General features: G+C 68.1%; 17 protein-coding genes. 9 read left to right on the top strand and 8 right to left on the bottom strand.

Annotation, left to right across the window (positions count from 1 at the left end; translation table 11 throughout):
* Nucleotides 1-127: 127 nt before the first annotated feature.
* Nucleotides 128-1,828, top strand: coding sequence for a tetratricopeptide repeat protein (locus RUU78_RS24305; RefSeq protein WP_313920358.1), 1,701 nt, complete (start codon nucleotides 128-130; stop codon nucleotides 1,826-1,828).
* A gap of 145 nt (nucleotides 1,829-1,973) precedes the next feature.
* Here RUU78_RS24305 and RUU78_RS24300 read toward each other — a convergent pair whose 3' ends face one another.
* Nucleotides 1,974-2,477, bottom strand: a complete 504-nt coding sequence (locus RUU78_RS24300) for a DUF4124 domain-containing protein (protein ID WP_313920357.1) — start codon at nucleotides 2,475-2,477, stop codon at nucleotides 1,974-1,976.
* An 80-nt stretch (nucleotides 2,478-2,557) separates the two neighbouring features.
* A complete protein-coding gene (gene purD, locus RUU78_RS24295) occupies nucleotides 2,558-3,838 on the bottom strand; it encodes a phosphoribosylamine--glycine ligase (protein ID WP_313920356.1) in 1,281 nt (426 codons plus the stop codon).
* Nucleotides 3,839-4,083: 245 nt separating this feature from the next.
* Between purD and RUU78_RS24290 the strand changes: the two genes are divergently transcribed.
* Entirely contained in the window at nucleotides 4,084-5,868 is a 1,785-nt protein-coding gene (locus RUU78_RS24290; RefSeq protein WP_313920355.1) for a glucan ABC transporter ATP-binding protein/ permease, read from the top strand.
* 135 nt (nucleotides 5,869-6,003) lie between these two features.
* Here the strand turns inward: RUU78_RS24290 and RUU78_RS24285 are convergent, their stop codons facing one another.
* The 5 genes from RUU78_RS24285 to RUU78_RS24265 form a co-directional block, all read right to left on the bottom strand.
* The gene (locus tag RUU78_RS24285) at nucleotides 6,004-7,386 is read right to left on the bottom strand and encodes an AMP-binding protein (RefSeq protein WP_313920354.1); all 1,383 of its coding nucleotides are present in this window, start codon (nucleotides 7,384-7,386) and stop codon (nucleotides 6,004-6,006) included.
* 13 nt (nucleotides 7,387-7,399) lie between these two features.
* Nucleotides 7,400-7,957 carry a Sua5/YciO/YrdC/YwlC family protein gene (locus tag RUU78_RS24280; protein ID WP_313920481.1) on the bottom strand — a complete coding sequence of 186 codons (558 nt, stop codon included), beginning with the start codon at nucleotides 7,955-7,957 and terminating at the stop codon, nucleotides 7,400-7,402.
* Nucleotides 7,958-7,972: 15 nt separating this feature from the next.
* Complete coding sequence (locus tag RUU78_RS24275) at nucleotides 7,973-10,546, bottom strand: DNA topoisomerase I (RefSeq protein WP_313920353.1); 2,574 nt, start codon at nucleotides 10,544-10,546, stop codon at nucleotides 7,973-7,975.
* A 179-nt stretch (nucleotides 10,547-10,725) separates the two neighbouring features.
* Nucleotides 10,726-11,865 carry a DNA-processing protein DprA gene (gene dprA, locus RUU78_RS24270; protein ID WP_313920480.1) on the bottom strand — a complete coding sequence of 380 codons (1,140 nt, stop codon included), beginning with the start codon at nucleotides 11,863-11,865 and terminating at the stop codon, nucleotides 10,726-10,728.
* Between the two features lie 116 nt (nucleotides 11,866-11,981).
* The gene (locus RUU78_RS24265) at nucleotides 11,982-13,139 is read right to left on the bottom strand and encodes a LysM domain-containing protein (protein ID WP_313920352.1); all 1,158 of its coding nucleotides are present in this window, start codon (nucleotides 13,137-13,139) and stop codon (nucleotides 11,982-11,984) included.
* Between the two features lie 213 nt (nucleotides 13,140-13,352).
* Here RUU78_RS24265 and def point away from each other — a divergent pair, with 213 nt between their 5' ends.
* From def to RUU78_RS24230, 7 genes are all read left to right on the top strand, one after another.
* Nucleotides 13,353-13,853, top strand: a complete 501-nt coding sequence (gene def / locus RUU78_RS24260) for a peptide deformylase (protein ID WP_313920351.1) — start codon at nucleotides 13,353-13,355, stop codon at nucleotides 13,851-13,853.
* Nucleotides 13,854-13,859: 6 nt separating this feature from the next.
* The gene (gene fmt / locus RUU78_RS24255) at nucleotides 13,860-14,804 is read left to right on the top strand and encodes a methionyl-tRNA formyltransferase (RefSeq protein WP_313920350.1); all 945 of its coding nucleotides are present in this window, start codon (nucleotides 13,860-13,862) and stop codon (nucleotides 14,802-14,804) included.
* Complete coding sequence (gene rsmB / locus RUU78_RS24250; RefSeq protein ID WP_313920349.1) at nucleotides 14,801-16,105, top strand: 16S rRNA (cytosine(967)-C(5))-methyltransferase RsmB; 1,305 nt, start codon at nucleotides 14,801-14,803, stop codon at nucleotides 16,103-16,105. The genes fmt and rsmB overlap by 4 nt, the downstream gene beginning before the upstream one ends.
* The gene (locus RUU78_RS24245; protein ID WP_313920348.1) at nucleotides 16,080-16,670 is read left to right on the top strand and encodes a DUF4390 domain-containing protein; all 591 of its coding nucleotides are present in this window, start codon (nucleotides 16,080-16,082) and stop codon (nucleotides 16,668-16,670) included. The genes rsmB and RUU78_RS24245 overlap by 26 nt, the downstream gene beginning before the upstream one ends.
* On the top strand, nucleotides 16,646-18,808 hold the full coding sequence (locus tag RUU78_RS24240; RefSeq protein ID WP_313920347.1) for an ATP-binding protein: 2,163 nt from the start codon (nucleotides 16,646-16,648) through the stop codon (nucleotides 18,806-18,808). The genes RUU78_RS24245 and RUU78_RS24240 overlap by 25 nt, the downstream gene beginning before the upstream one ends.
* Nucleotides 18,809-18,902: 94 nt before the next feature.
* Nucleotides 18,903-20,639, top strand: a complete 1,737-nt coding sequence (locus RUU78_RS24235) for a glycosyltransferase family 39 protein (protein ID WP_313920346.1) — start codon at nucleotides 18,903-18,905, stop codon at nucleotides 20,637-20,639.
* 90 nt (nucleotides 20,640-20,729) lie between these two features.
* The gene (locus RUU78_RS24230) at nucleotides 20,730-21,200 is read left to right on the top strand and encodes a hypothetical protein (RefSeq protein WP_313920345.1); all 471 of its coding nucleotides are present in this window, start codon (nucleotides 20,730-20,732) and stop codon (nucleotides 21,198-21,200) included.
* Between the two features lie 134 nt (nucleotides 21,201-21,334).
* On the opposite strand, the gene RUU78_RS24225 is transcribed toward RUU78_RS24230, so the two are convergent.
* A complete protein-coding gene (locus tag RUU78_RS24225) occupies nucleotides 21,335-22,114 on the bottom strand; it encodes a glycosyltransferase family 2 protein (RefSeq protein ID WP_313920344.1) in 780 nt (259 codons plus the stop codon).
* Nucleotides 22,115-22,151: the final 37 nt, after the last annotated feature.

The raw sequence follows: 22,151 nt of genomic DNA, 5'->3' as shown, positions 1-22,151 counted from the left end.
GCCCCGTCCGGCGGCCGACCTGACCGGACGTTAAGGAATCCCGGTCCCACGATCCCGCTTCCCCGACACGGTCCCGTAAACTTCCGCCTTTCCCCGCAACGAACGCCCCTCGGGCGCCCGGAGTTCCATGAAACTGACCCGCCTAGCCCTCGCCGGCGCCATCGCGCTGCTGCTATCCGCCGCGGCCTTCGCCCAGAACGTCATCCGGCCCGTGCCGTCTCCCGATCTCAGCAACCTCAGCAAGGCAGAAGCCGCGCAACTCGTCGAAATGCGCGCCGAATTTGACCGTAGCAAGATGACGATGGTGGGCGAACCGCTCGCCAAGGCGTATTCGCTGCTCGCCTCGAGCTATGCGCAGGCCGGGTTGTACGACGCCGCCGACGTGGCGCTGGCCAACGCCATTGTCGTGACGCCGGAGGACGCGCGCTGGATCTACCTGCGCGGCATGCTCGCCCGCATGCGCAACCAGACGGCGCAGGCAAATGAACTGCTGGAGCAGGCGCTACGCCTCGACCGCAAGTACCTGCCCATTCGCATCGCCGTGATCGAAGGCCGACTGACGGCCGGCGACGTCGAAGGCGCGCGCCAGATCGCCGAACAGGCGGGTGCCGAGGGCAAGAACAATGCGTCGCTCGCTGCACTGCGCGGTCGCATCGCGCTGCGCCAGCGTCGCCATGCCGACGCGCTGAGCGCGATCAACGAAGCGCTGCGGCTGGACCCGGCCGCAGACCAGCTCTACGCGGTGCAGGCCGACATCTTTGCGGCGCAGGGCAACACCGCCAACGCGAACACCGCACGCGCCAAGGCGGGCACCACCGCCGTCCGGCAACTCGACACGCTGCTCGCCGGGTTTCTCGGCGCACGCGCGATCACCATGCCGGTTGCCGGCCAGGCTGCGCCGGCTGCCGGCGGTTCGGGCAGCGATGATGCGCTGTCGAAAGCGCGCTTCCTGATTGGCGTGCAGCAGTTCGAAGACGCGCGCGTTCCGTTGGACCAGGCCCTCAGGAGCAAGCCCAACGATTCGGGCCTGCTCGGTCTCTCGGCCCGCATCGAGGCGTTGCTCGGCAATCGCAGCCTGGCCACGACGCGAGCGAACGAAGCGGTGCGGCTGTCGCCCAACGATGCGGCCGCGCTGGTCACGCGTGGCGTGGTGGCCGAGACGGGCGGCGACGAAGCCGCGGCCCAGGCCGACTACGAAAAGGCGATCGGCCTGAGTCCGAGCCTGACCGAAGCGCGCCTGCTGCTGGGCAACCGCTACATGCGCCTTAACCGCTATGCCGCCGCCGCCGAGCAGTACCGCCAGCTCATCAAGCTGGAGCCGAAGGTTGCCGAGCACCTCGGCCGTCTGGCCGCAGCGCAGGTCGCTGACGGCCGCTGTACCGAGGCCCTGCGAGACCTGGAGCCGGCTCTGCCGAAACCCGATGCCACCGAACCGCGACCCTACGTCAAGCAGATCTACGTGCGCGTGGTCAGCACCTGCCGCGGCGCCGCCGACGCGCAGCACAAGGTCGCCTCGGGCTATGCGGACGAACTCTATCGCCGGCGGCCTGCGCCACCGGTGGTCGAAGCCATCGCGCTCGCGCATGCGGCGCGTGGCAACTTCACGGTGGCCAAGGAAATGCAGGGCTCGGCGATCTTCGCCGCAGTGCGCGATGGCGGCACCGAAGCGGCGGAACCGTTTCGCGAGTTTTTCAAGAAGTTCGAAACGGGCCAGATGCCCGACCGCCCTTGGCCGGCTGACAACAGCTTCTTCAAGCCGGCAAGGCTGCAGCCGCAGCCCTCGCGTCCCGCACCGACGGCGACCGCTCCTGCGCCCCGGCAGAACTGACCCGGACGCTGCCCGGGCCGGAAAATAGGGCAGAAGAGTGAGAAGCGAGTGACGCCAGGTCTCGGCCGGCGCGCTCGCTTCCCACCTGGCCGCGCGCAGGCCGGAAGCCTGCGCGCGGCTCCTGCGCAGTGGACGCGTCGGCGCCTCAGCGGCAGGCACCGCGCCGGAAGTGGAAATAGCCGCCGATCGGGCCGTGCACGACCAGTTCGCCGTCGCGCTGCGACACGATCTCCCAGTCCCTATCGCCGCCGCCGAGCATGTCGTTCTCGATCGCGAAGCCCGATTCCTTGCGCACGATGCGGCTCCTGATCGTGCCGCCGCCGCGCTTCATGCGGTATTCGACTGTGTCGCCGTCGAAGACCCAGTCCGCCGGCATGGAGTCGTCCTTCTCACCCTGCGCATCCATCGATACGGCGTATTCGCACCATGCGCCGCTGAGCGTGGCGCTGCTGCCGCCCTTGCCGCGGGCAGAACCAGGGCTGACCGTTTCGGAGGGTGCGACGCCCTTGACCGCGATCTCGCCACCGGTGCCGGGCGCGCAGGGCTTGTCCTTGAATTCGATCGCGCCGCTGGCGTTCTTGCACTTGTATACGGCAGCCGTCGCGTTGAACGAAAGCAGCGTGGCGGCGATGGCAACGAGAAGGCGCATGGCGGGTGCTCGACGAGGGAATGGCGCGATGATGCGTCGTCCGGGAAGCGACGTCCCTGACGTTTTGTCCGGCGCAGCGCTCAACGGTTGAGCGCGCGGTAGCCGATGTCGCGGCGATAGAACATGCCGTCGAAGCGCACGCTGCGCGCGGCTGCATAGGCGCGCTCGCGCGCCTGGGCGATGTCCTTGCCCAGCGCGCAGGCCGTGAGCACGCGTCCGCCGGCGCTGACCGCGCGGCCCTGCTCGTCGAGCTTCGTGCCGGCCTGGAACACCTTGGCATCGGGATCGAGGTTCGCGCCGAGCCCCTCGATCGTATCGTTCAGGCGTACCGTGCCCGGATAGCCCTGCGCGGCCAGCACCACGCCGAGCGCCGGCCGCGGATCCCACTCGGCCGTCATGCGGTCGAGCCGGCCGTCCAGCGCCGCTTCGACGAGTTCGACGAGATCGGACTTGAGGCGCATCAGGATCGGCTGGGTTTCCGGATCGCCGAAGCGCACATTGAACTCGATGACCTTGGGCGCGCCGCTCTTGTCGATCATGAGGCCGGCGTAGAGAAAACCGATGAAGGGCGCGCCTTCGGCCGCCATGCCCGCGAGGGTCGGTTCGATGACTTCGCGCAGGATGCGCTGCTCGACCTCGGGCGTGACCACGGGTGCTGGCGAGTAAGCGCCCATCCCGCCGGTGTTGGGGCCGAGGTCGCCTTCGTCGCGACGCTTGTGGTCCTGGCTCGTGGCCATCGGCAGGGCGCGCTGGCCGTCGCTGATGACGATGTAGCTGGCTTCCTCGCCATCGAGGAATTCTTCGATCACGACGCGGGCGGACGCGTCGCCGAGCGAATGCGCGCCGAGCATGTCGTGCAGCGCCAGCTCCGCATCGGCCAGGGTCAGTGCGACGACCACGCCCTTGCCTGCGGCAAGGCCGTCGGCCTTGATCACGATCGGCGCGCCGTGACGGCGTACATAGGCGAGGGACGCGGCAAGTTCGGTGAACACCGCATAGCGGGCCGTGGGGATGTTGCGGCGGGCGAGAAAATCCTTGGCGAAGGCCTTGGATCCCTCCAACTGGGCGGCGACGCGGCGCGGACCGAAGCAGCGCAGCCCGGCGGTACGAAACTTGTCGACGACGCCGGCGACCAGTGGCGCCTCGGGACCGACGATGGTCAGCTCGACCCCCTCGCGCCTGGCCAGGGCGAGCAGTCCCTCGATATCGGTCATGGCCACCGCGGCATTGCGCACGCCGGGTTCGAGCGCCGTGCCGGCGTTGCCAGGCGCAACAATCACCTCGACCACGCGCGGCGACTGCTTGATCTTCCAGGCCAGCGCGTGCTCGCGCCCGCCCGACCCGATGACGAGGACTTTCATGGCAACCCTGAGGAAAAGGCAAAACGGGTCGCGATTGTAACGTGCGGCCATGGCCGGCCGGAAATTCCCGATGCGCATCGCCGGCTACACGAAGAAAGGGCGCGAGAAGAAGCCACGAAATCGTTACGTTTTGTATACCCGGCGCCCGGGCGCTCCCGCGGAGGCATTTGTTCAGCCGCGCGACGGCGAAGCGATGCATCAATGCGCGCCGCGCACTCCCGCGCATCCGGGGAATATCAACGTCGGTGAACGTCCTGCGCCTCTATCTGCGCGTCATCGGATTGCTTGCGCCCGAACGCAAGCTCGCTATCACCCTGACCCTGGCCAACCTTGCGCTGGCTGGCATCTATTTCGTCGAACCCTTGCTGTTCGGCCAGGTGGTCGATGCGCTCGGCGTGAGCGGCGCCGCCGATGCGCCACGCCTGATCGCGCTGTGGGCGCTGGCCGGTTTCGGCGGCGTAGCGGCGAGCGTGTGGATCTCGCTGCACGCCGACCGTCTCGCCCACCGGCGCCGGCTCGCCGCGATCGAGCAGTTCTTTGCCCACGGCGCGTCGTTGCCGTTGTCGTTCCATGGCGAGAACCACACCGGCCGCCTCTCGCGCATCATGCATGGTGGTGTCGGCAATCTGTTCGGCCTGTGGCTCGGTTTCTTCCGCGAGCATCTGGCCACCTTGCTGGCCATCCTCGTGATGGTGCCCGTGGCGCTGTACATGAACTGGAAGCTTGCCCTGCTCATGGTCGGGCTCATGACCAGCTTCGCCGTGTTTAACGCAATCGCGATCCGGCGCACGCACCAGGCGCAGGCGGAAGTCGAAGAACTGCACCATGAGATCTCCACGCGCGCGAGCGACGTGTTCGGCCACGTCGGCGTGGTGCAGAGCTTTACGCGCCTCGGCGAGGAAATCGGTGCGCTCAGGCAGATGATGACGCGCGTGCTCAGCGCACAGTATCCGGTGCTACGCGGCTGGGCCGTGCTGTCGGTGCTCAACCGCGCGGCAAGTACGCTGACCATCGTGGCGATCTTCGCGCTCGGTGCGAACCTGCATGCCAAGGGCGAAGTCAGCGTCGGCAATATCGTCAGCTTCGTCGGCTTCTCGATGATGCTGATCGGGCGTCTGGAGCAGTTCGCCGGCTTCATCTCTGGCCTGTTCTTCCAGACCCATTCGCTGCGCAACTTCTTCGATGTGCTCGACACGCCAGCGGCCATCGGGAGTCGGGCCGATGCGGTCGACCTCGGCCGCGCGCGGGGTGACGTGGTGTTCGACGACGTGAGCTTCAGCTACGCGCCCGCCGACGGCATGCCGGTACAGGCGGTCAGGAACCTCAGCTTTCGCGCCGCCGCGGGCAGCACCATCGCGCTGGTCGGACCTACCGGTGCCGGCAAGACCACGGCGCTGAGCCTGCTCTATCGCGCCTACGACCCGCAGTCCGGCGCCATCCGCATCGACGGCAAGGATCTGCGCACACTCGAGCTGGATTCCCTGCGCCGCAACATCGGCGTCGTGTTCCAGGAGCCGGGCCTGTTCTATCGCTCGATCGCGGAGAACCTCAAGCTGGCCAATCCGCAGGCGACGTCCGCGCAGATCGAGGCGGCAGCGCGCGCGGCGGAAGCGCACGGCTTCATCAGCGCCAAGCCCGAGGGCTACGACACGCTCGTGGCCGAGCGTGGCCGTTCGCTGTCCGGCGGAGAGCGCCAGCGACTCGCCATTGCGCGCGCCATGCTCAAGGACGCGCCGATCCTGATTCTCGACGAAGCCACCAGCGCGCTCGACAACGGTACAGAGGCGCGCATCCAGAAGGCGCTCACGGGCCTGTCGCAGGACCGCACGACGTTCGTCATCGCACATCGCCTGTCCACCGTGCGCAAGGCGGACCTGATCCTCGTGCTGGATCAGGGGCGGCTCGTCGAGAGCGGGCGCTTCGACGAACTCATCGCCCGCGGCGGCTTGTTCGCCGAGCTGGCCGACCAGGGAAAATTCGCGCCGGATGCGGTGGAGGAGCCGGAAGATAGCCTGGCGCGGGCCGCCTGATGAGTCAGTAGAGAGGGAAGATGAGCGGGAAACGAGTAAAGGCGGATCTTGCGCTTCTTGACTTTACTTCTCCTCTGCGTGCGTCAGAGGAATTGCTCAGTGGAACGGGAAGCGGCGGGCGCCGCTACTCGTTTCTCACTCCTCCACACTCTTGTCCGTGTTGAGCGCCGCGAGCAGTCCGGCGCGCGGCAGCTTGCCGGTTTCGTTGCGCGGTAATTTATCCACTTTGCGCAAAGGTCGCGGCAGGAAGGCTGGGTCCATCGCGCCGCGCAGCGCAGAAAGTATCGCCGCCTCACTCAGATCCGGTGCGACGACGAGCGCGGCCAGGCGTTGCACGCCACAGTGGTCGCCGTCGCGCTGGAAGATCACGCCATCGACAACGCCGTCTATCGCGAGCAGGCGGCGCGTGAGGTCGGCCAGTGAGGCGCGTTTGCCGGCGATCTCGAGCAGATCGGAGTTGCGACCGCGCAGGCGAAACAGGCGTCCGGGCAACAGTTCCACAATGTCCTGCAATGCGACCGGCGCGTCGAACCAGTCGGCGGCGACCAGCGTGCCGTCCGGCTGCGGCCGCAGGTGTATTCCGGGATAGTGCTGCCAGCTTTCCTGCTCGGCGCTGCGTCGGTGTGCAATCACGCAGGTTTCGGTGGAGCCGAACACCTCGATGACTCGCGTCGCGAAACGCGCCTCGGCCGCGGCGGCCAGTTCGCGGCACAGTGGCGCGGTCGCGCAGACCACACCGGCGAGTTGCGGCAGCGCGATGTCCGACTGCACCAGCGCGCGCAGATGCACCGGTGTGGTGACGAGCACGCGCGGCGCCGGCAGCGCGGCGAGCGTCGCGGCGATATCGGCGGGCATCAGCGGCTTACCGGTATCGACAGCGACATCCGCCAGCAACGGCAGCAGCACCGACATCTCCATGCCGTACATGTGCTGCGGCGGCACAGTCGCTACGAGGTTCAGCGGCGCATCGGCACAGTGCTCGCGCAGCAGCGTCGCGTTCAACGCGCTGCTGGCGTAAAAGCCGGCCCAGGTCTTGGCGTTGGGTTTCGGTGTGCCGGTGGAACCCGAGGTATACCCGATCGCGACGATCTGGCGGCCGGGCATCAGCGGAATCGGCGCGTCTGCGGCGAGGTTCAACGCATCCAGCGCGGGCAACTGCCACAAGCGCGGCGGCGAAGCATCGAGCACGCGATCACTGATCGCATAGCAGCCCGGGTGCGCGCCCATGACTTCGTCGACATCCTGGCGCGCACGCGAGGGCGGCAGCAGATTGGTCTGGCCGGCGACGGCGACGGCGGCAAACGTGACGAGGAAGTGATAGCGGTCTTCGCACAGATTGACCGCGGCCGCGGCCCTGGGCAACTGTGCGGCAACAGCGGCAACAGCGGCGACATGGCGCAGGAATTCCTTCTGACGCACGGGTCGGCCGCTGAGCCAGGCGACGATGCGCTCTTCCTTTCCGGCGACCAGCGGCAGCACTGCCGCTGTGCCGCGCGCTCCCTGAATGACTGCGGACATAGCCCCCCGGCCCTCAATGTCGTACCAATTTCCCGCTGATAGCGTCGCGTATCGCGGTCGGCCGCTCAAGCCCCCCGACCGGGGCATCGACAATCGCATCGAGATCGCCGCCAAACACCGTACGTATTTCGGCCGCGGTTCGTGCAGGCGGTTCGCCGTGGCGGTTGGCGCTGGTCGAAACCAGTGCGCCGCCGAAGGCCCGACACAGCGCTGCGGCGGGCGCGTGCGCGGTCACGCGCAACGCGATGCCGGCATGGCCGCCGGCGATCCAGGCGGGCACCCGTAGCGAACGCGGCAGGATCCAGGTATGCGGTCCGGGCCACGTGGCGCGGACCCGGTCCAGCACGTCCACGGGCACTTCGTCGAGCGCGATATAGCGCTCGATCTGCGCAAAATCGGCCGCAATCAGCAGCACACCCTGCTGAGGTGGACGTTGCTTGAGCGCGAACAGGCGGCTCAGGGCCGCTTCGTTGTGCGGATCGCAGCCGAGTCCATAGACCGATTCCGTCGGATAGGCGACGACGCCGCCGCGACGCAGCGCGGCGGCAGCGGCGTCCAGATCATGCGCGATCACGGCGATGCCGCCTCAGGCTTTCGATCTGGCCGGCGCTTTCTTCGCTGCGGCTTTCTTGGCGGTGGACTTGCCGGCGGACTTCTTGGCTGTCGCTTTCTTGGCTGTCGTTTTCTTGGCGGCCGTCTTGCTGGCGGTGGCCTTCTTGGCAGCAGACCCGGCATCAGCGCTCTTCTTCGCCGAGGTCTTGGGTTCTGCTTTGCCCTTGCCCTTGCCGAAGCGTCCGCCGCCGCGTGCCGGCTTGTCCGGCGCGGCGGCGAGGAATTCCAGACACTCGGCTTCGGTCAGCGACTCGGGCTCGCGGTCTTTCGGAATGCGGCCGTTCTTGGCACCGTCGGTGATGTACGGGCCGTAGCGGCCGCGCAGCACCTGGATCGCGCCGTCCTGGAAGCTCTTGATCAGCCGGTTGGCGGCGGCCTCGGCCTTCTCGTGCAGCAACTGCACGGCGCGCGGCAGTTCGACCGTATACGGGTCGTCCTCCGCCTTGAGCGAGGCATAGACCGACCCGTGCTTCACGAACGGACCGAAGCGGCCGACGCCGACGGTGATGTCGGTGCCGTCGGGATGCGCGCCGAGGTTGCGCGGCAGCTTGAACAGCTCAAGCGCATCGGGCAGCGAGATGGTGTGGATGCTCTGGTTCGCGCGCAGGCTGGCAAAGCGCGGCTTGTCCTCGTCTTCCTTGGTGCCGATCTGGGCGAATGGACCGAAGCGGCCCAGCCGCACCGTGACCGGCTTGCCGCTGGCCGGATCGTCGCCGAGCACGCGCGAACCGCTGGCTTCGGAACGGTCCACCGATTCGTTCTTTTCCTCGACCAGCGACTTGAATGGTGACCAGAAGCGCTGCATCAGCGGCACCCAGTCCTCCTCGCCGCGACTGACCGCATCAAGCTCGTCCTCGAGCTTGGCGGTGAAGTCGTAGTCGACGTAGCGGGTGAAGTGGCCGCTCAGGAACTTGCTGACCGCGCGGCCGACGTCGGTCGGGCGAAAGCGGCGTGCGTCGAGGGTGACGTACTCGCGCGAGAGCAGGGTCTGGATGATGCTGGCGTAGGTCGACGGCCGGCCGATGCCGAATTCTTCCAGCGTCTTTACCAGGCTGGCTTCGGAGAAGCGCGGCGGTGGCTCGGTGAAATGCTGTTCGGCCAGGATCGCCGACAACGGCACGACGTCGCCGACGGCCATGCGCGGCAGCTTGCGGCCTTCGTCCTCGTCTTCAGCGGCCTTCTGGTCCTTGCCTTCCTCGTAGACGGCGAGGAAGCCCGCGTCGACAACCGTGGTGCCGCTGGCGCGGAATGCCGAATCCGCGCCGCAGGCGAGGTCGACCGAGACGGTGTTCAGCGTCGCATGCTGCATCTGGCTGGCGACCGTGCGCTTCCAGATAAGGTCGTAGAGCTTGCGCTGCTCCTCGCTGAGCGCGCTGGCGACGCTGGCCGGGCGGCGCATCGCCGCGGTCGGCCGGATCGCCTCATGCGCTTCCTGCGCGTTCTTGGACTTGGTCTTGTAGACGTTGGGCGTCTCCGGCAGCGCCTTCTTGCCGTAGTCGCGGCCGATCACGTCGCGCAGCTCTTCGATCGCGTCGTTGGACAGGCTGGTCGAGTCGGTACGCATGTAGGTGATCAGGCCGACCACGCCCTCGTCGCCGATCGCGATACCCTCGTACAGCTGCTGCGCCAGACGCATCGTGCGGCTGGTGGTGAAGCCGAGCTTGCGCGCGGCTTCCTGCTGCAGCGTCGAGGTCGTGAACGGCGCGGCCGGGCGGCGCTTGCGTTCCTTGGACTGCACGTCGGCGACCTTGAGCTGGCCACCGCTCCAGGTAGGCTCGCCGGTATCGAACGGCGTGTCGCTGCCGGCGATGCGGTGGGCGCCGGCGGCGGCATACAGCGCGTCGCGCGCCGCGTAGGCGGCACCGGCCTCGGTCAGGTCGAACTGTTCGAATTTCTTGCCGTCGAGGCGCAGCAGGCGGGCGCGGAACGGGGTGGCGGAATGGGCCAGCTCCGCGTCCATGCTCCAGTATTCGCGCGCCTTGAACGCCTCGATCTCTTCCTCGCGCTCGACGATCATGCGCAGCGCCGGCGACTGCACGCGTCCGGCGGACAGGCCGCGCTGCACCTTGCGCCAGAGCACCGGCGACAGGTTGAAGCCGACCAGATAGTCCAGCGCGCGGCGCGCCTGCTGGGCGTTGACCAGATCCAGCGACAATTCGCGCGGATGGTCTACTGCTTCACGGATCGCCTTGGGGGTGATTTCCGAGAACACGACGCGGTGTACCTGCTTGCCCTCAAGCAGGCCGCGTTCGCGCAGGATCTCGCTGATGTGCCAGCTAATCGCCTCGCCTTCGCGATCCAAGTCGGTCGCGAGATAGAGCGAGTCGGCCTTGGCGGCGGCCTTGGCGATTGCGTCGACGTGCTTTTCGTTCTTGTCGATGACCGCGTAGTTCATGGCGAACTGCTGGTCGGGGTTGACGGCGCCCTCCTTGGGCACGAGGTCGCGCACATGGCCGTAGGACGCGAGGACAGTGAAGTCCTTGCCCAGGTATTTGTTGATCGTCTTGGCCTTGGCGGGCGATTCGACGATGAGTAGGTTCTTGGCCATTGCGGGTGGCGCGTCCTCTGCGCGGGCTGCCGGCGAACCGGCAACTGCTGGGTCGATTGCGTGGGGATTGGGACGCCGGTCCGCGGCATCCTCTTTTTTCATCGTGCACACAGGCTGCGCGGTGCTGTCAAGCCGATCTGAATGACGGGATGGTCCGGATCAGGCGTCCGGCGATGCGCTCAGCGGCGCTGATAGCGCCCGCCGCCGCAACTGCTGACCTCGCCATCGAGCTCCAGCAGAAGCAGCATCGAGGATAGCGCCGCGACGCCCAACCCGGTGCGCGCAGACAACTCGTCCAGCCCGGTCGGGTCGTGGCCGAGGGCCGTGAGGACGCGGCCGTAGTCGGCGTCGCGGGCCGGCGCGGCGGCCGTCGCGGCGTCGATGGATGCCGGAGGAAGCAGGTGCTGACGCAGGCGTTCGCCGAGCGCCTGCGCCAGCGGCGCCAGATCCTCGATGATCTCGGCTGCAGTCTCGACGAGGCGGGCACCCTGGCGGATCAGCTGGTGACAGCCGCGGGCCAGCGGATTGTGGATGGAGCCTGGCAAGGCAAACACCTCGCGGCCCTGTTCGCCGGCAAGGCGCGCCGTGATCAGCGAGCCGGACTGCGTACTGGCCTCGACCACGAGCACGCCCAGGGAGAGTCCCGCGATGATGCGGTTGCGGCGGGGGAAGTGCGCCGGGCGAGCTTCGACGCCCGGCGGGAATTCGCTGACCAGAGCGCCGTTTGCGCGGATCCGTGCGGCCAGGGAGGCGTGCTTGCGCGGATAGACCCGGTCCGGTCCGGTGCCCATGACCGCGATGGTCGACGCCCCGGCATCGAGGGTCGCCGAGTGGGCGGCCGCATCGACGCCGTCGGCCAGGCCGCTGGTCACTGCAAAACCGGCGGCCGCCAGGTGCTGGGCAAAACTGCGCGCGTTGGTCAGGCCGCCGGCGGTCGCGTTGCGCGCGCCGACGATCGCGATCTGCGGCAGCCAGAGCTTGCTCGCGTCGCCGGCCACGAACAGTGCCGCCGGGGCTGCGCCGGCCTCTCGCAGCAGGGCGGGGTAATCCTCGTCGAGCCAGGTCAGCAGGTGCCGGCCGTCGGCGGCGAGCCAGTCGCAGTCGGCAGCGATGCGTGCGTGGTCGGGCGTGCGCAGCCAGGCCAGGGTTTCCTCGGCAAACGAGAACTCGCGGCGCAGCGGTTCCAGGCCGGACAGGACTGCCGCGGCGCTGCCGGCACGCGTCACGAGGCTGCGCAGGCGGGTCGCGCCGAGGCCCGGCGCGCGCAGCAGGACCAGCCAGGCTTCCGTTTCCTCAGGACTGCGCAACTCGGGATTCATGCGCCGAGTATAGGCGCCCACGGAAAAAAGGCGCCGGTCATGCCGGCGCCTTTCATGCAGTCAACGAGGGCATCACCAGCGTTGCGCAGCTGTGCTCCTGCCTTCAACTTTCCTGACTATTCCGGGGCACGCAGCACGTCGTTCAGGTGTACCGGCCGCAGGCCGTCCATGACGAGACCGTAGCTGACGCGATCGAAGGTGCGGAAGATCATGACGTGGCCCACGTATTCCTCCGGCAGCGTGACCTTGGAGTCCTTCGGATTGAAGAACTGGCGCGCACCGTCGTCGGGATACTTGTACTTGTCCGTGATCCGGTCACCTGGGTGATAGATGGTGAATACGTGGCCGTTCTCGATACCGTCGGCCGCGCCACGTGACAGCGCGACGACCTGCTTGGGGCCGACCGCATTGAGCGCATCGGTGAATGCCAGCACTTCGAAGCTGGCCGGAACCGACGTCGGCGGATGCGGCAGGTACTGCGAATCGTAGGGCTTGGCCTCGATCGGCATGATCAGGTCGCCGGCGCGTATCTCGAAGTCCGAATAGGTGATCAGCAGCGAACTCGGATCGCCGGTGCGCGTGACCTGCGCGTTGGCGATGACCTGCACTTCATAGCCCAGCACGCTCGAATTGCGGCCGAACATGTTCTTCACCGGGTTGTTGTGCCAGATCATCTTGTTCTGGCCGTGCTGCGCGTCCAGCTGGCGCACATGGGTAGTCGGCGGCTCGTTCTTGCGGCCTTCGATCGAGTAGTAGAGGTTGGTCGGCCGAACGACGACGAAGGCGTCGCCGGGCTTGGCGTCGAGGCCACGCACGTAGACAAGGCTGCCGTTGATGCCGCGCAGCTTGTTTTCCTCGATCGCGACGACGTGCGGGAGTCCGCGGAACGTCTTGTCGTCGACGACGCGCATGTTCTTGAGGAACTGCTCGATGTCCTTGAGATCGATCGGCAGGATCGCTTCATCAAGCGGCTCGCGCCGCACACGCGGCCCCGTGCTGCTGAGGCGGGCGCCGCCACCGCCGTTCAGGTAGGACAGGTTGAGCACGTCACCCGGATAGATCAGGTGTGGATTTTCCACCTGCGGGTTGGCCTGCCAGATTTCCGGCCACAGCCAGGGTTTCTTGAGGAAGCGGGCGGAAATGTCCCAGAGGGTGTCTCCACGCTTCACCGTATAGGTGTCGGGGTGTCCGTTGCGCAGCTCGGACTCGTTGACGGCAAAAGCCGTGAGCGCGACGAGCAATCCGGCAAAAAGTGCAGGTAGTTTTTTAAGCATGGCCGCCAATTACCTGATTCCCCAAGGGCATCGTGAGTGTAGCCGAAGAAAATATGCACGCAAGCTGTCGTCCCCGGCGCGCTGTACGCGCCCCTGTGCAGACCGCTTGCTGCTCCCCCCGACGCGGACAAATCCGCGTAGAATTTCCGCATGTTACGCGCGTAACGGAACCCGCTTCCGCCAACTTCCGCGCAGATTCCTTCGAGGTGCCCTATGGCCAAGCTCACTATTCTCGAGTTTCCCGACCCGCGCCTGCGGACCAAGGCGCAGCCCGTGACCGATTTCGGCGCCGACCTGGCCCGGCTGGTCGCGGACATGTTTGAAACCATGTATGAGGCGCCGGGCATCGGCCTGGCCGCGACCCAGGTCAACGTGCACCGCCAGCTGCTGGTGCTGGACGTGTCGGAAGACAAGAACCAGCCGCATGTACTGTGCAACCCGCGCGTCCTGGCCAAGGACGGCATCCAGACCTATCAGGAAGGCTGCCTCTCGGTGCCCGGGATCTTTGCCGACGTGGAGCGCGCCAACCAGATCACGGTCGAGGCCGAGGACATCCACGGCAAGACCTTCAGCCTGCAGGCCGACGGCCTGCTCGCGGTCTGCATCCAGCACGAGATGGACCACCTGGCCGGTCGCCTGTTCGTCGACTATCTCTCGCCGCTCAAGCGCGAGATGGTGCGCAAGAAGCTCGAAAAGCAGCGCCGCAGCGCCTGATATCCAATGACCCCACCTCTTCGCGTGGTGTTCGCCGGAACGCCTGAATTCGCCGTGCCCTGCCTGTCCGCCTGTGTCCAGCCGGGCATCGAGGTGGTCGCCGTCTACACTCAGCCGGACCGTCCGGCCGGGCGCGGGCGCAAGCTCACGCCGGGTCCGGTCAAGCTGGCGGCGCTGGAGCGCGGCAATCGCGTGGAGCAGCCCGAGAATTTCCGCAGCGCCGACACGCGCCGGATCCTCGCCGACCTCGCGCCGGACCTGATGGTCGTGGTCGCCTATGGCCTGATCCTGTCGCAGAAAGTGCTCGACACGCCGCGCTTCGGCTGCTGGAACGTCCATGCCTCGCTGCTGCCGCGCTGGCGCGGTGCTGCGCCGATCCAGCGCGCCGTGCTTGCTGGCGACACGCACAGCGGGATCTGCCTCATGCAGATGGAGAAGGGCCTGGATACCGGTCCCGTCATCGCGCGCAGCGCAACGCCGCTCGCGGCGCAGGAGACCGGCGGATCGCTGCATGACCGCCTGTCGGCGCTGGGGGCCGATCTGCTGAGGCAACAGCTTTCGGTCCTGGCGGAGACGCGCAGGAAACCGGACAGCGAAGCCCAGTCCGAGGACGGCGTCGAATACGCCCACAAGCTCGACAAGGCGGAGGCTGCGATCGACTGGAACCGCAGTGCCCAGGCCATCGAGCGCCAGGTGCGTGCGTTCGATCCGTGGCCCGTCGCGGAAGCGGACGTCGCCGGCGAGCGCCTGCGCATCTGGTCTGCCTTGGCGCTACCTGGCGTGGCCGAGGCCGCGCCCGGGACGCTGCTGGCCGCCGGTCGCGACGGCATCGACATCGCCACCGCCGACGGCATTGTGCGGGTTCGCGAAATCCAGCGCGCCGGCGGTCGCCGCATGACGGTCCGTGACTACCTCAACGCGCGGCCCGACCTCAAGCGGCCGGCCGCATGAGCGACGTACGCGCACTGGCCGCGCAGGCACTCGACCAGGTCGTCCGCGGCGGCGTGTCGCTGCGCATCGCGTTCGCCCAGGTCGCGCCGCGGCTGGCCGACAGTCGCGATCGCGCGTTCCTGTCGGCGCTGCTGCATGAGGGCGCGCGCTGGTGGCTGCGCTACGACGCGCTGATCGGACGCCTGCTGCAGAAGCCGCTGCACCGGCGCGAACCGGTCGTCCATGCGCTCCTCGTGCTTGGCCTCGTGCAGCTGGCCGTACTGGCCCTGCCCGAATACGCCGCCGTGGCCGGAACCGTCGAGGCTACCCGTGCTCTCAAGCGACCGCAGCTAGCCGGCCTCGTCAACGCGCTGCTGCGCCGTTTCCTGCGCGAGCGCGTGGCGCTCGAGGCTGTCATCGGCAGCGACCGCCTGCTGTTCAGTTCGCATCCGGCCTGGCTGGTGCAGCAGCTCGCGCGCGACTGGCCCGACGACGTGGAGGCGATCCTTGCGGCGAACAACGCGCCCGCTGCACTGGTGCTGCGCGCCAACCGCCGCCGCACCACGCCGGCTGTTCTGGCCGAGCGCCTGCTCGCCGCCGGACATGCAGCCACTGTGCACGGCTGGCTCGCCGATGCCGTGGTGCTGGAGGACAGCACCGACGTGACCCATCTGCCGGGCTATGCCCAGGGCGAGTTCTCGGTCCAGGATGGCGCCGCCCAGCTGATGCCGGATCTGCTGGATCTGCGCGACGGTCTGCGCGTGCTCGACGCCTGCGCGGCTCCGGGCGGCAAGACCGCCCATTGCCTGGAGCGGAATACGCTGGACCTGCTCGCGCTGGATCGCGATTCGCAGCGGCTCACGCAGGCGCGCGACAACCTCACCCGTCTGGGATTGCGCGCGGAGATGAAGACCGGCGACGCCGCCCAGCCGTCGGCCTGGTGGGACCGGCGTCCCTTCGACCGCATCCTGCTCGACGCGCCCTGCAGCGCGACCGGCGTGATCCGGCGCCAGCCCGACATCCGACTGCACCGGCGCTCCGGCGATATCGAACGTTCCGCGGCGGAGCAGTCGCAACTGCTCGATGCGCTCTGGCCGCTGCTGCGCCCGGGCGGGCGCCTGGTCTATGCAACCTGCTCGGTGCTGCCGCGCGAGAACGCCGGGCAGATCGCTGCGTTTCTCGCGCGCACCCCGGATGCGCAGCTCAACCACGACGCCGTGCCGGCGCGCTTCGGCCGCGCCGTCGGCACGGGGCGGCAGAACTTGCCGGGCGTCGACGGCATGGATGGGTTCTTTTATGCCGTTGTGGAAAAAGCCAACTGAGCGGCGCGGCCGCGCGCCGCGATGGTGGCTGCTGGCGCCGCTGCTCGCGATGAGCCTGCAGGCCTGCGCGCCGGGCGCGTCCAGTCTCAAGCTGAGCGGCGCGCATATCGACCAGCATGCCGGCGTCCATGTGCTGGTGCTCGAATGCGACTGGAAACCGAGCAGCGAAATGCTTGATGCGCTCGACCACGGCATTCCGCTGACCCTGCAGCTGGAACTGTCGCGCGAGCGTCACGGCCTGTTCGGCTGGCAGGCGCAGCAGCGCGAGCAGCATCGCCTGGAGTTGCGCTATTTCCCGCTGTCGCGCAATTACCAGCTACGTGACCTCGATCGTGCGACCGTGCGCAGCTTCGGGGTGCGCGCCGCGGCACTCGCTGCGCTGAGCCGCATCGAACTGCCGATCGCCGCCCCCGCGCTGCGCGCGGTCGCCCCCGACCGGCCGCGCCTGCGGATCGCGCTGGACCGCGCCGCGCTGGCGGGCGCGGTGCGCCTGCCGGCCCTCGTCGATGCGGCCTGGCGCCAGGCCGCCGTGGAGCGGACATGGCCCGGTATTCCGGCGGCCTGACCTGGTTCACGCGGCGGCTGCTGCCGGCGCTGGCCGTGCTGGCGCTGCTCGGCTGCGCGCTGCTGCTGGCCGGCGACGCGGCCAGCGGCAGCAACCGTTTCGGCCGCCTGCATCCGTGGATGGTGATCTTCGCGAGCGCGGCGCTGCTCGTGCTCATCGTCGTGATCGTGCTGCGCCTGCTGCGCCTTGTCGCCGATGCGCGGCGCGAGGTACCGGGCGCGCGCCTGACCCGGCGCCTGCTGTTCATGCTGATGCTGCTGGCTGTGCCGCCGGTGCTCGTGGTCTACGGTTTTGCGCTGAACTTCCTCAACGCCACGATCGACGCGTGGTTCAGCGTGCGCCTGGAGCAGTCGCTGGACGACGCGCTGGAAATCGGCCGTCTCTACGTCGACGAGCGCCTGCGCATCAGCCAGGATGCCAGCAGCCGCCTCGCCGCTTCGCTGGAGCCGCGCGATGACGCCGACGTGCAAGCTGGACTCGACGACGCCATCGACGACATCGGCGCGACCCAGCTCACGGTGTTCGGCGACAACGCGACGGTGATTGCGACGGCGAGCTCCGACCCGCGCTTCCTCGATCCGGTCTATCCGGATGCGGCGACACTGATGCGCCTGTCGGGCGGCGGCAGTTATGCGGCGGCCGAGCCGGTCGGCGAGCAGCTCATGCTGCGTGTGCTCGTGCGCAGCAATCTCGCCAGCGGATCGCCACGACTGCTGCAGACCCTGTTCCCGTTGCCGCCGCGACTGCGTCCGCTGACCCAGCGCGTCGAAGCGGCCAGCTTCGATTTCCGCCGCCTCAAGTTCCTGCGCAGTTCGCTCAAGCTCACCTTCAGCCTGGTGCTGACCTTCGTGCTGCTGCTGTCGGTGCTGTTCGCGCTGCTGACCGCATTCGGCGTGGCGCGGCGCCTGGTCGCGCCGATCGGCCGGCTCGCCGCCGCGACCCGCGCGGTCGGTGCGGGCCGCTACGACACGCCACTGCCGGTCGCCAGCCGCGACGAGCTGGGCTTCCTGCTGAACTCCTTCAACCAGATGCAGCGCGAACTCGAACGCGCCGGCGCGCGCGCGCAACGCAGCACCGAAGAGTCCGAAGCACAGCGCGCCTACCTGCGCGCGGTGCTCGAACACCTGTCGACCGGCGTGCTCGGCGTCGATCGCGACGGCGTGCTGCGCACCGCGAATCGCGCCGCCGACACGATTCTCGGCGTCGCGGTGTCGCGCCAGCTCGGCCAGCCCCTCGCGAGCGTGCGCCGCGCCAATCCGGGCCTGTCCGCGCTGATCGATCCGCTGCTGCGTCACCTGCGCGAGAACGCGCGCGAATGGCGCGAGGAAGTCGTCATCGACGACGGTGGCGAACGGCGCGTGCTGCTGCTGCACGGCACCGAACTCGTCGGCGGCGGTACCGAACACGCGGGCTATGTCGCCGTGTTCGACGACCTGACCCTGCTCAACCGGGCCCAGCGCGATGCGGCCTGGGCCGAGGTCGCGCGGCGCCTCGCCCACGAGGTGAAGAATCCGCTGACGCCGATCCAGCTCGCCGCGGAGCGCCTGCGCCGCCGCTTCATCGGACGTCTCGCCGCCGACGATACCGAAGTGCTCGATCGCGCCACGCGCACCATCGTCAATCAGGTCGAGGCGCTCAAGGCGCTGGTCAACGCGTTCGGCGACTACGCGCGCCCGCCGCAGCTGTCGCCGCGGCCGCTGGCGCTGCATGCGCTGATCGGCGAAGTGCTGGATCTCTACGAGAATGACCAGCGCCTGCAGATCAGCCGCCGCTTCGCCGACGAGGAACTGCTCGTGCGCGCCGATACCGGCCGCCTGCGCCAGCTGCTCCACAACCTGCTCAAGAACGCGCTCGAGGCGATCGGCGACCAGGCCAAGCCGCGCATCGAGGTGGCGACCGCGCGGATCGAGGACGGCACGCGCAACTGGGCTGAACTCGTCATCGCCGACAACGGTCCGGGCCTGCCCGAGGGCTTCGGCGAGCGCTGGTACGAACCGTATACAAGCAGCAAGTCGCGCGGCACCGGCCTGGGTCTGGCGGTGGTGAAGAAGATCATGGAAGAACACGGCGGCAGCATCCGCGCGGATAACCGGCCCGAAGGCGGGGCGAGCTTCCGCCTGCGGCTTCCGCTTGACTGAAGACGATGCGAGTGCTTGACGTCGTGCGGAGAATGCCTGTTCTATCGAGGCCGGCCTGCCGGTCCGTTGCCTGATCGGAAATGGAAGAGTAGACATGTCGCAAAATCCCATAACCGCCTTCGACTGGCGCTTCACCCAGCGCCAGGAACTGTGGCTGTTGCTAGGCATCGCGCTCGTCGTGCTCGGTGCCGGGCTCGGCCTGCGCGATCCCTGGCCCGCAGACGAACCGCGCTTCGCCCTGGTCGCCAAGCAGATGGTCGAATCCGGCAACTGGCTGATCCCGCACCGCGGCAGCGAGCTGTATTCGGACAAGCCGCCGCTGTTCATGGCGGCACAGGCTTTCTTCTACACCGTGACCGGCAACTGGCGTGTCGCCTTCCTGCTGCCGTCGCTGCTGGCCGGGCTGGGCATGATCGCCCTGGTCTACGACCTCGGCCGGCGGCTGTGGGATCACCGCGTCGGCGTGTATGCGGCCGCGGCGCTGCTGTGCACGTTCCAGTTCGTCTATCAGGCCAAGCGGGCACAGATCGATCCGACGGTCTGTTTCTTCCTGACCCTCGCGAACTACGGGTTGCTGCGCCACTTCCTGCTCGGACCGGACTGGCGTGCGTACTGGCTGGGCTGCTTCGCCGCGGGGCTGGGCGTGATCACCAAAGGCGTCGGCGTTCTCGCGCTGCTGATGTTCGTGCCGTACCTGTTCGCGCGCTGGCAGGACTGGCCCGGCGTGGCGCGTATCCAGGGCAGCGCCGGACGCTGGCTGCTCGGCATCGTGTTCTTTGTCGCGGCCACGGCGCTGTGGCTGGCTCCGATGCTGTACGCGGTGGCGTCCGAAGCGGGGCCGGAATACAGCGCCTACATGAACGACATCCTGTTCCGCCAGACAGCCGGGCGCTATACCGAGTCCTGGGACCATCACCAGCCGCCCTGGTACTACCTCGGCGTGATCGCGTTCGCCTGGCTGCCGCTCGCACTGGCCCTGCCGTGGGCGGCGCCGCGCTGGTGGCAGGCGCTGAAACAGCGCGATGCCCGCGTGCTGCTGCCGCTCGCCTGGATAGTGCTCGTTGTTATTTTCTTTACTTTTCCCAAAGGAAAGCGCGACGTCTACATCATGCCAGCGCTGCCGCTGCTCGCCCTGCTGACCGGAGCGCAGCTCGAGGCGATAGCGGCGCGGCCGTGGTTCCGCCGCGTCGTGCTCGGCTTCGTCGCCGTGCTGGGGACGGTATTCCTGCTCGTCGGCGCGCTGGCCTGGAGCGGCCATCTGGAGCGCGCCAACCGTCTTGTCGAGCAGCGCGGCCTGGAAGCCGGCGGCCAGATGCTGTGGTTGTTCGTGATCGTCGTCGGTGCCGTCGCACTGCTGTCGGTCGTGCTGCTGCGCGCCCGTCGCAGCCTTCTCGCGCTGGCCTTGACCCTGGCCACGCTGTGGCTGGGCTGGAGTTTCTGGGCCTATCCCGTGCTCAACGATTCAACCTCGGCCGCTGCGGTCATGCGGCGCGCGCGCGAACTCGCGGGCAAGGACGTGGAGCTCGGCCTGGTTGCCTGGAAGGAACAGAATCTGTTGCACGCGGACCAGCCCGTGCGCGACTTCGGCTTCGTCAAGCCTTGGCACCTGCAACTCGCGCAGGCGCAGCGCTGGCAGTCCGAGGTGCCGCAGCAGCGCCGCCTGTTCGTGCTGCGCACCGCGTTCGGTGCTTGCGTCGATGCGGACAAGGCGCAGTACGTCGGCCACGCCAACCGGCGTGAGTGGTACCTGCTCGGCGCCGACGCATTCCGTCCGGGCTGCGACCCGACCGTGCAGAATGCCACCGGTGAAGCTGACATCAACGGGGAATAGCGCCGATTTCGCTATCACGAACACGTTCGAGTGTTCACCTCGACTCGACGGGCGACTATTCTGGGAGCCACGTAGCCAGGGGGACACGTCATGCTCGATACCGTCATACCACGCAAGACGCAGCTCGGTCAGCGCGAGCTGGTCGATCGCCGCCAGAAGATGCATGCGCGGTCGCGTTCGCTGCTGATCGCCGTACACGGCCAGCATTCGGTCGCCGAACTGCGACGCCAGTTCGCCGCACTCGGCGACGTCGGCGGCATCCTCGAAGAGCTCAGCTCGCTGGGACTCATCACGGCCGACGTCCAGGCCGGTGCGGTCGCGCCGGCGGCCGAGTCCGAACTGCCGCCGCTGCAGCTGGCCCGCGCCTTCATCAACGAAACCGCAGTCGCCGCGCTCGGCCTGCGCGCCTTCCTGTTCACGCTGAAACTCGAGCGCTGCTACACCAAGGCTGAACTCAGCGAGCTGCTGCCCGAATACCGCCGGGTGCTGGCCAAGGCCAAGAGCGAGGAGTTCGCCGCGAGCATGGTAGGCCGAGTCGAGCAGATTCTAGCCGGCGCATGACACACGTGTGGAGAAGGGGCTGCAGCCCCTTCTCCCTCGGGCGGTGCAAGCGGAACTGTCCCGCGCTATGGCCCCATTGCTCGCGCGATCGATATCATCGTGCCAGCCGTCGAGCGCTCGCGCGATCCACGCCCTCAGGCGATGCGCTGGCCGCGCTCGAGCAGCCACAGCTTGATGAATTTCTGCCGCACATAGTTGGCCTCGACCCAGGCGTAGATCAGCCCGCGCCAGCCGTCGCGGAAACCGGCGCGCAGCACATAGCCGCGCAGGAATCGCCAGAACGGGTTGAACACGAGATTGGCCAGGCGGGCGCGCCGGCCGCGTGCGTGATCGTGCTCGGCCATGAGCCGGGCGTAGCGCTCCAGCCGCGCCAGCTGGTCGGCGAGCGAGCGATAGGCGCGGTGCTCCAGGTCACCCGCCAGACGCTGCACCGGGCCGTCGACGCTGACGTGTTCGTGGATCTCGCGGTCGCCGCGCCAGCCGCCACGGCGGCGGTCGAACAGGCGCAGCACGCGGTCCGGATAGGCATTGCCGTGGCGCAGGAACTCACCGAAGTATTCGGTCGCCCGCGCGAAACGGAAGCCGGCCGCGGTGGTGAACCCCGCGTCGCGCGCGGCCTCGATCGCGGCGCGTAGTGCCGGCGTCACGCGCTCGTCGGCGTCCAGGCACAGCACCCACTCATGCCGCGCGCTGCGCACGGCGAAATCCTTCTGCCGCCGGTAGCCGTCGAAGGCGCGCGTCAGCACGCGCGCACCGAGCGCCGTCGCGCGTTCGGCCGTGCCATCGGTAGAGCCCGAATCCACGACGACGATGTCGTCGCAGAACGCGAGGGAGGCCAGGCAGGCCTCGATGCGATCGGCTTCGTTGAACGTGATGATGCAGGCCGAAAGGCCGGGACGGGCAGGGGCGGACATGCGCAGAGCGTACCAGCCGGACGTGAGCGCACAAGCG

It is taken from the genome of Tahibacter sp. (assembly GCF_032229445.1).
Lineage (GTDB): Bacteria > Pseudomonadota > Gammaproteobacteria > Xanthomonadales > Rhodanobacteraceae > Tahibacter.
The sequence above is the reverse complement of the archived record's forward strand: the minus strand, read 5'-3'. Positions and strand labels throughout refer to the sequence as shown.

Coding starts and splice junctions, on each gene's coding strand:
- fmt (WP_313920350.1), top strand. CDS start 13,860: ATGACCCCACCTCTTCGCGTGGTGTTCGCCGGAACGCCTGAATTCGCC.
- dprA (WP_313920480.1), bottom strand. CDS start 11,865: ATGAATCCCGAGTTGCGCAGTCCTGAGGAAACGGAAGCCTGGCTGGTC.
- RUU78_RS24240 (WP_313920347.1), top strand. CDS start 16,646: ATGGCCCGGTATTCCGGCGGCCTGACCTGGTTCACGCGGCGGCTGCTG.
- RUU78_RS24305 (WP_313920358.1), top strand. CDS start 128: ATGAAACTGACCCGCCTAGCCCTCGCCGGCGCCATCGCGCTGCTGCTA.
- RUU78_RS24235 (WP_313920346.1), top strand. CDS start 18,903: ATGTCGCAAAATCCCATAACCGCCTTCGACTGGCGCTTCACCCAGCGC.
- rsmB (WP_313920349.1), top strand. CDS start 14,801: ATGAGCGACGTACGCGCACTGGCCGCGCAGGCACTCGACCAGGTCGTC.
- purD (WP_313920356.1), bottom strand. CDS start 3,838: ATGAAAGTCCTCGTCATCGGGTCGGGCGGGCGCGAGCACGCGCTGGCC.
- RUU78_RS24275 (WP_313920353.1), bottom strand. CDS start 10,546: ATGGCCAAGAACCTACTCATCGTCGAATCGCCCGCCAAGGCCAAGACG.
- RUU78_RS24245 (WP_313920348.1), top strand. CDS start 16,080: ATGCCGTTGTGGAAAAAGCCAACTGAGCGGCGCGGCCGCGCGCCGCGA.
- def (WP_313920351.1), top strand. CDS start 13,353: ATGGCCAAGCTCACTATTCTCGAGTTTCCCGACCCGCGCCTGCGGACC.
- RUU78_RS24300 (WP_313920357.1), bottom strand. CDS start 2,477: ATGCGCCTTCTCGTTGCCATCGCCGCCACGCTGCTTTCGTTCAACGCG.
- RUU78_RS24265 (WP_313920352.1), bottom strand. CDS start 13,139: ATGCTTAAAAAACTACCTGCACTTTTTGCCGGATTGCTCGTCGCGCTC.
- RUU78_RS24225 (WP_313920344.1), bottom strand. CDS start 22,114: ATGTCCGCCCCTGCCCGTCCCGGCCTTTCGGCCTGCATCATCACGTTC.
- RUU78_RS24230 (WP_313920345.1), top strand. CDS start 20,730: ATGCTCGATACCGTCATACCACGCAAGACGCAGCTCGGTCAGCGCGAG.
- RUU78_RS24285 (WP_313920354.1), bottom strand. CDS start 7,386: ATGTCCGCAGTCATTCAGGGAGCGCGCGGCACAGCGGCAGTGCTGCCG.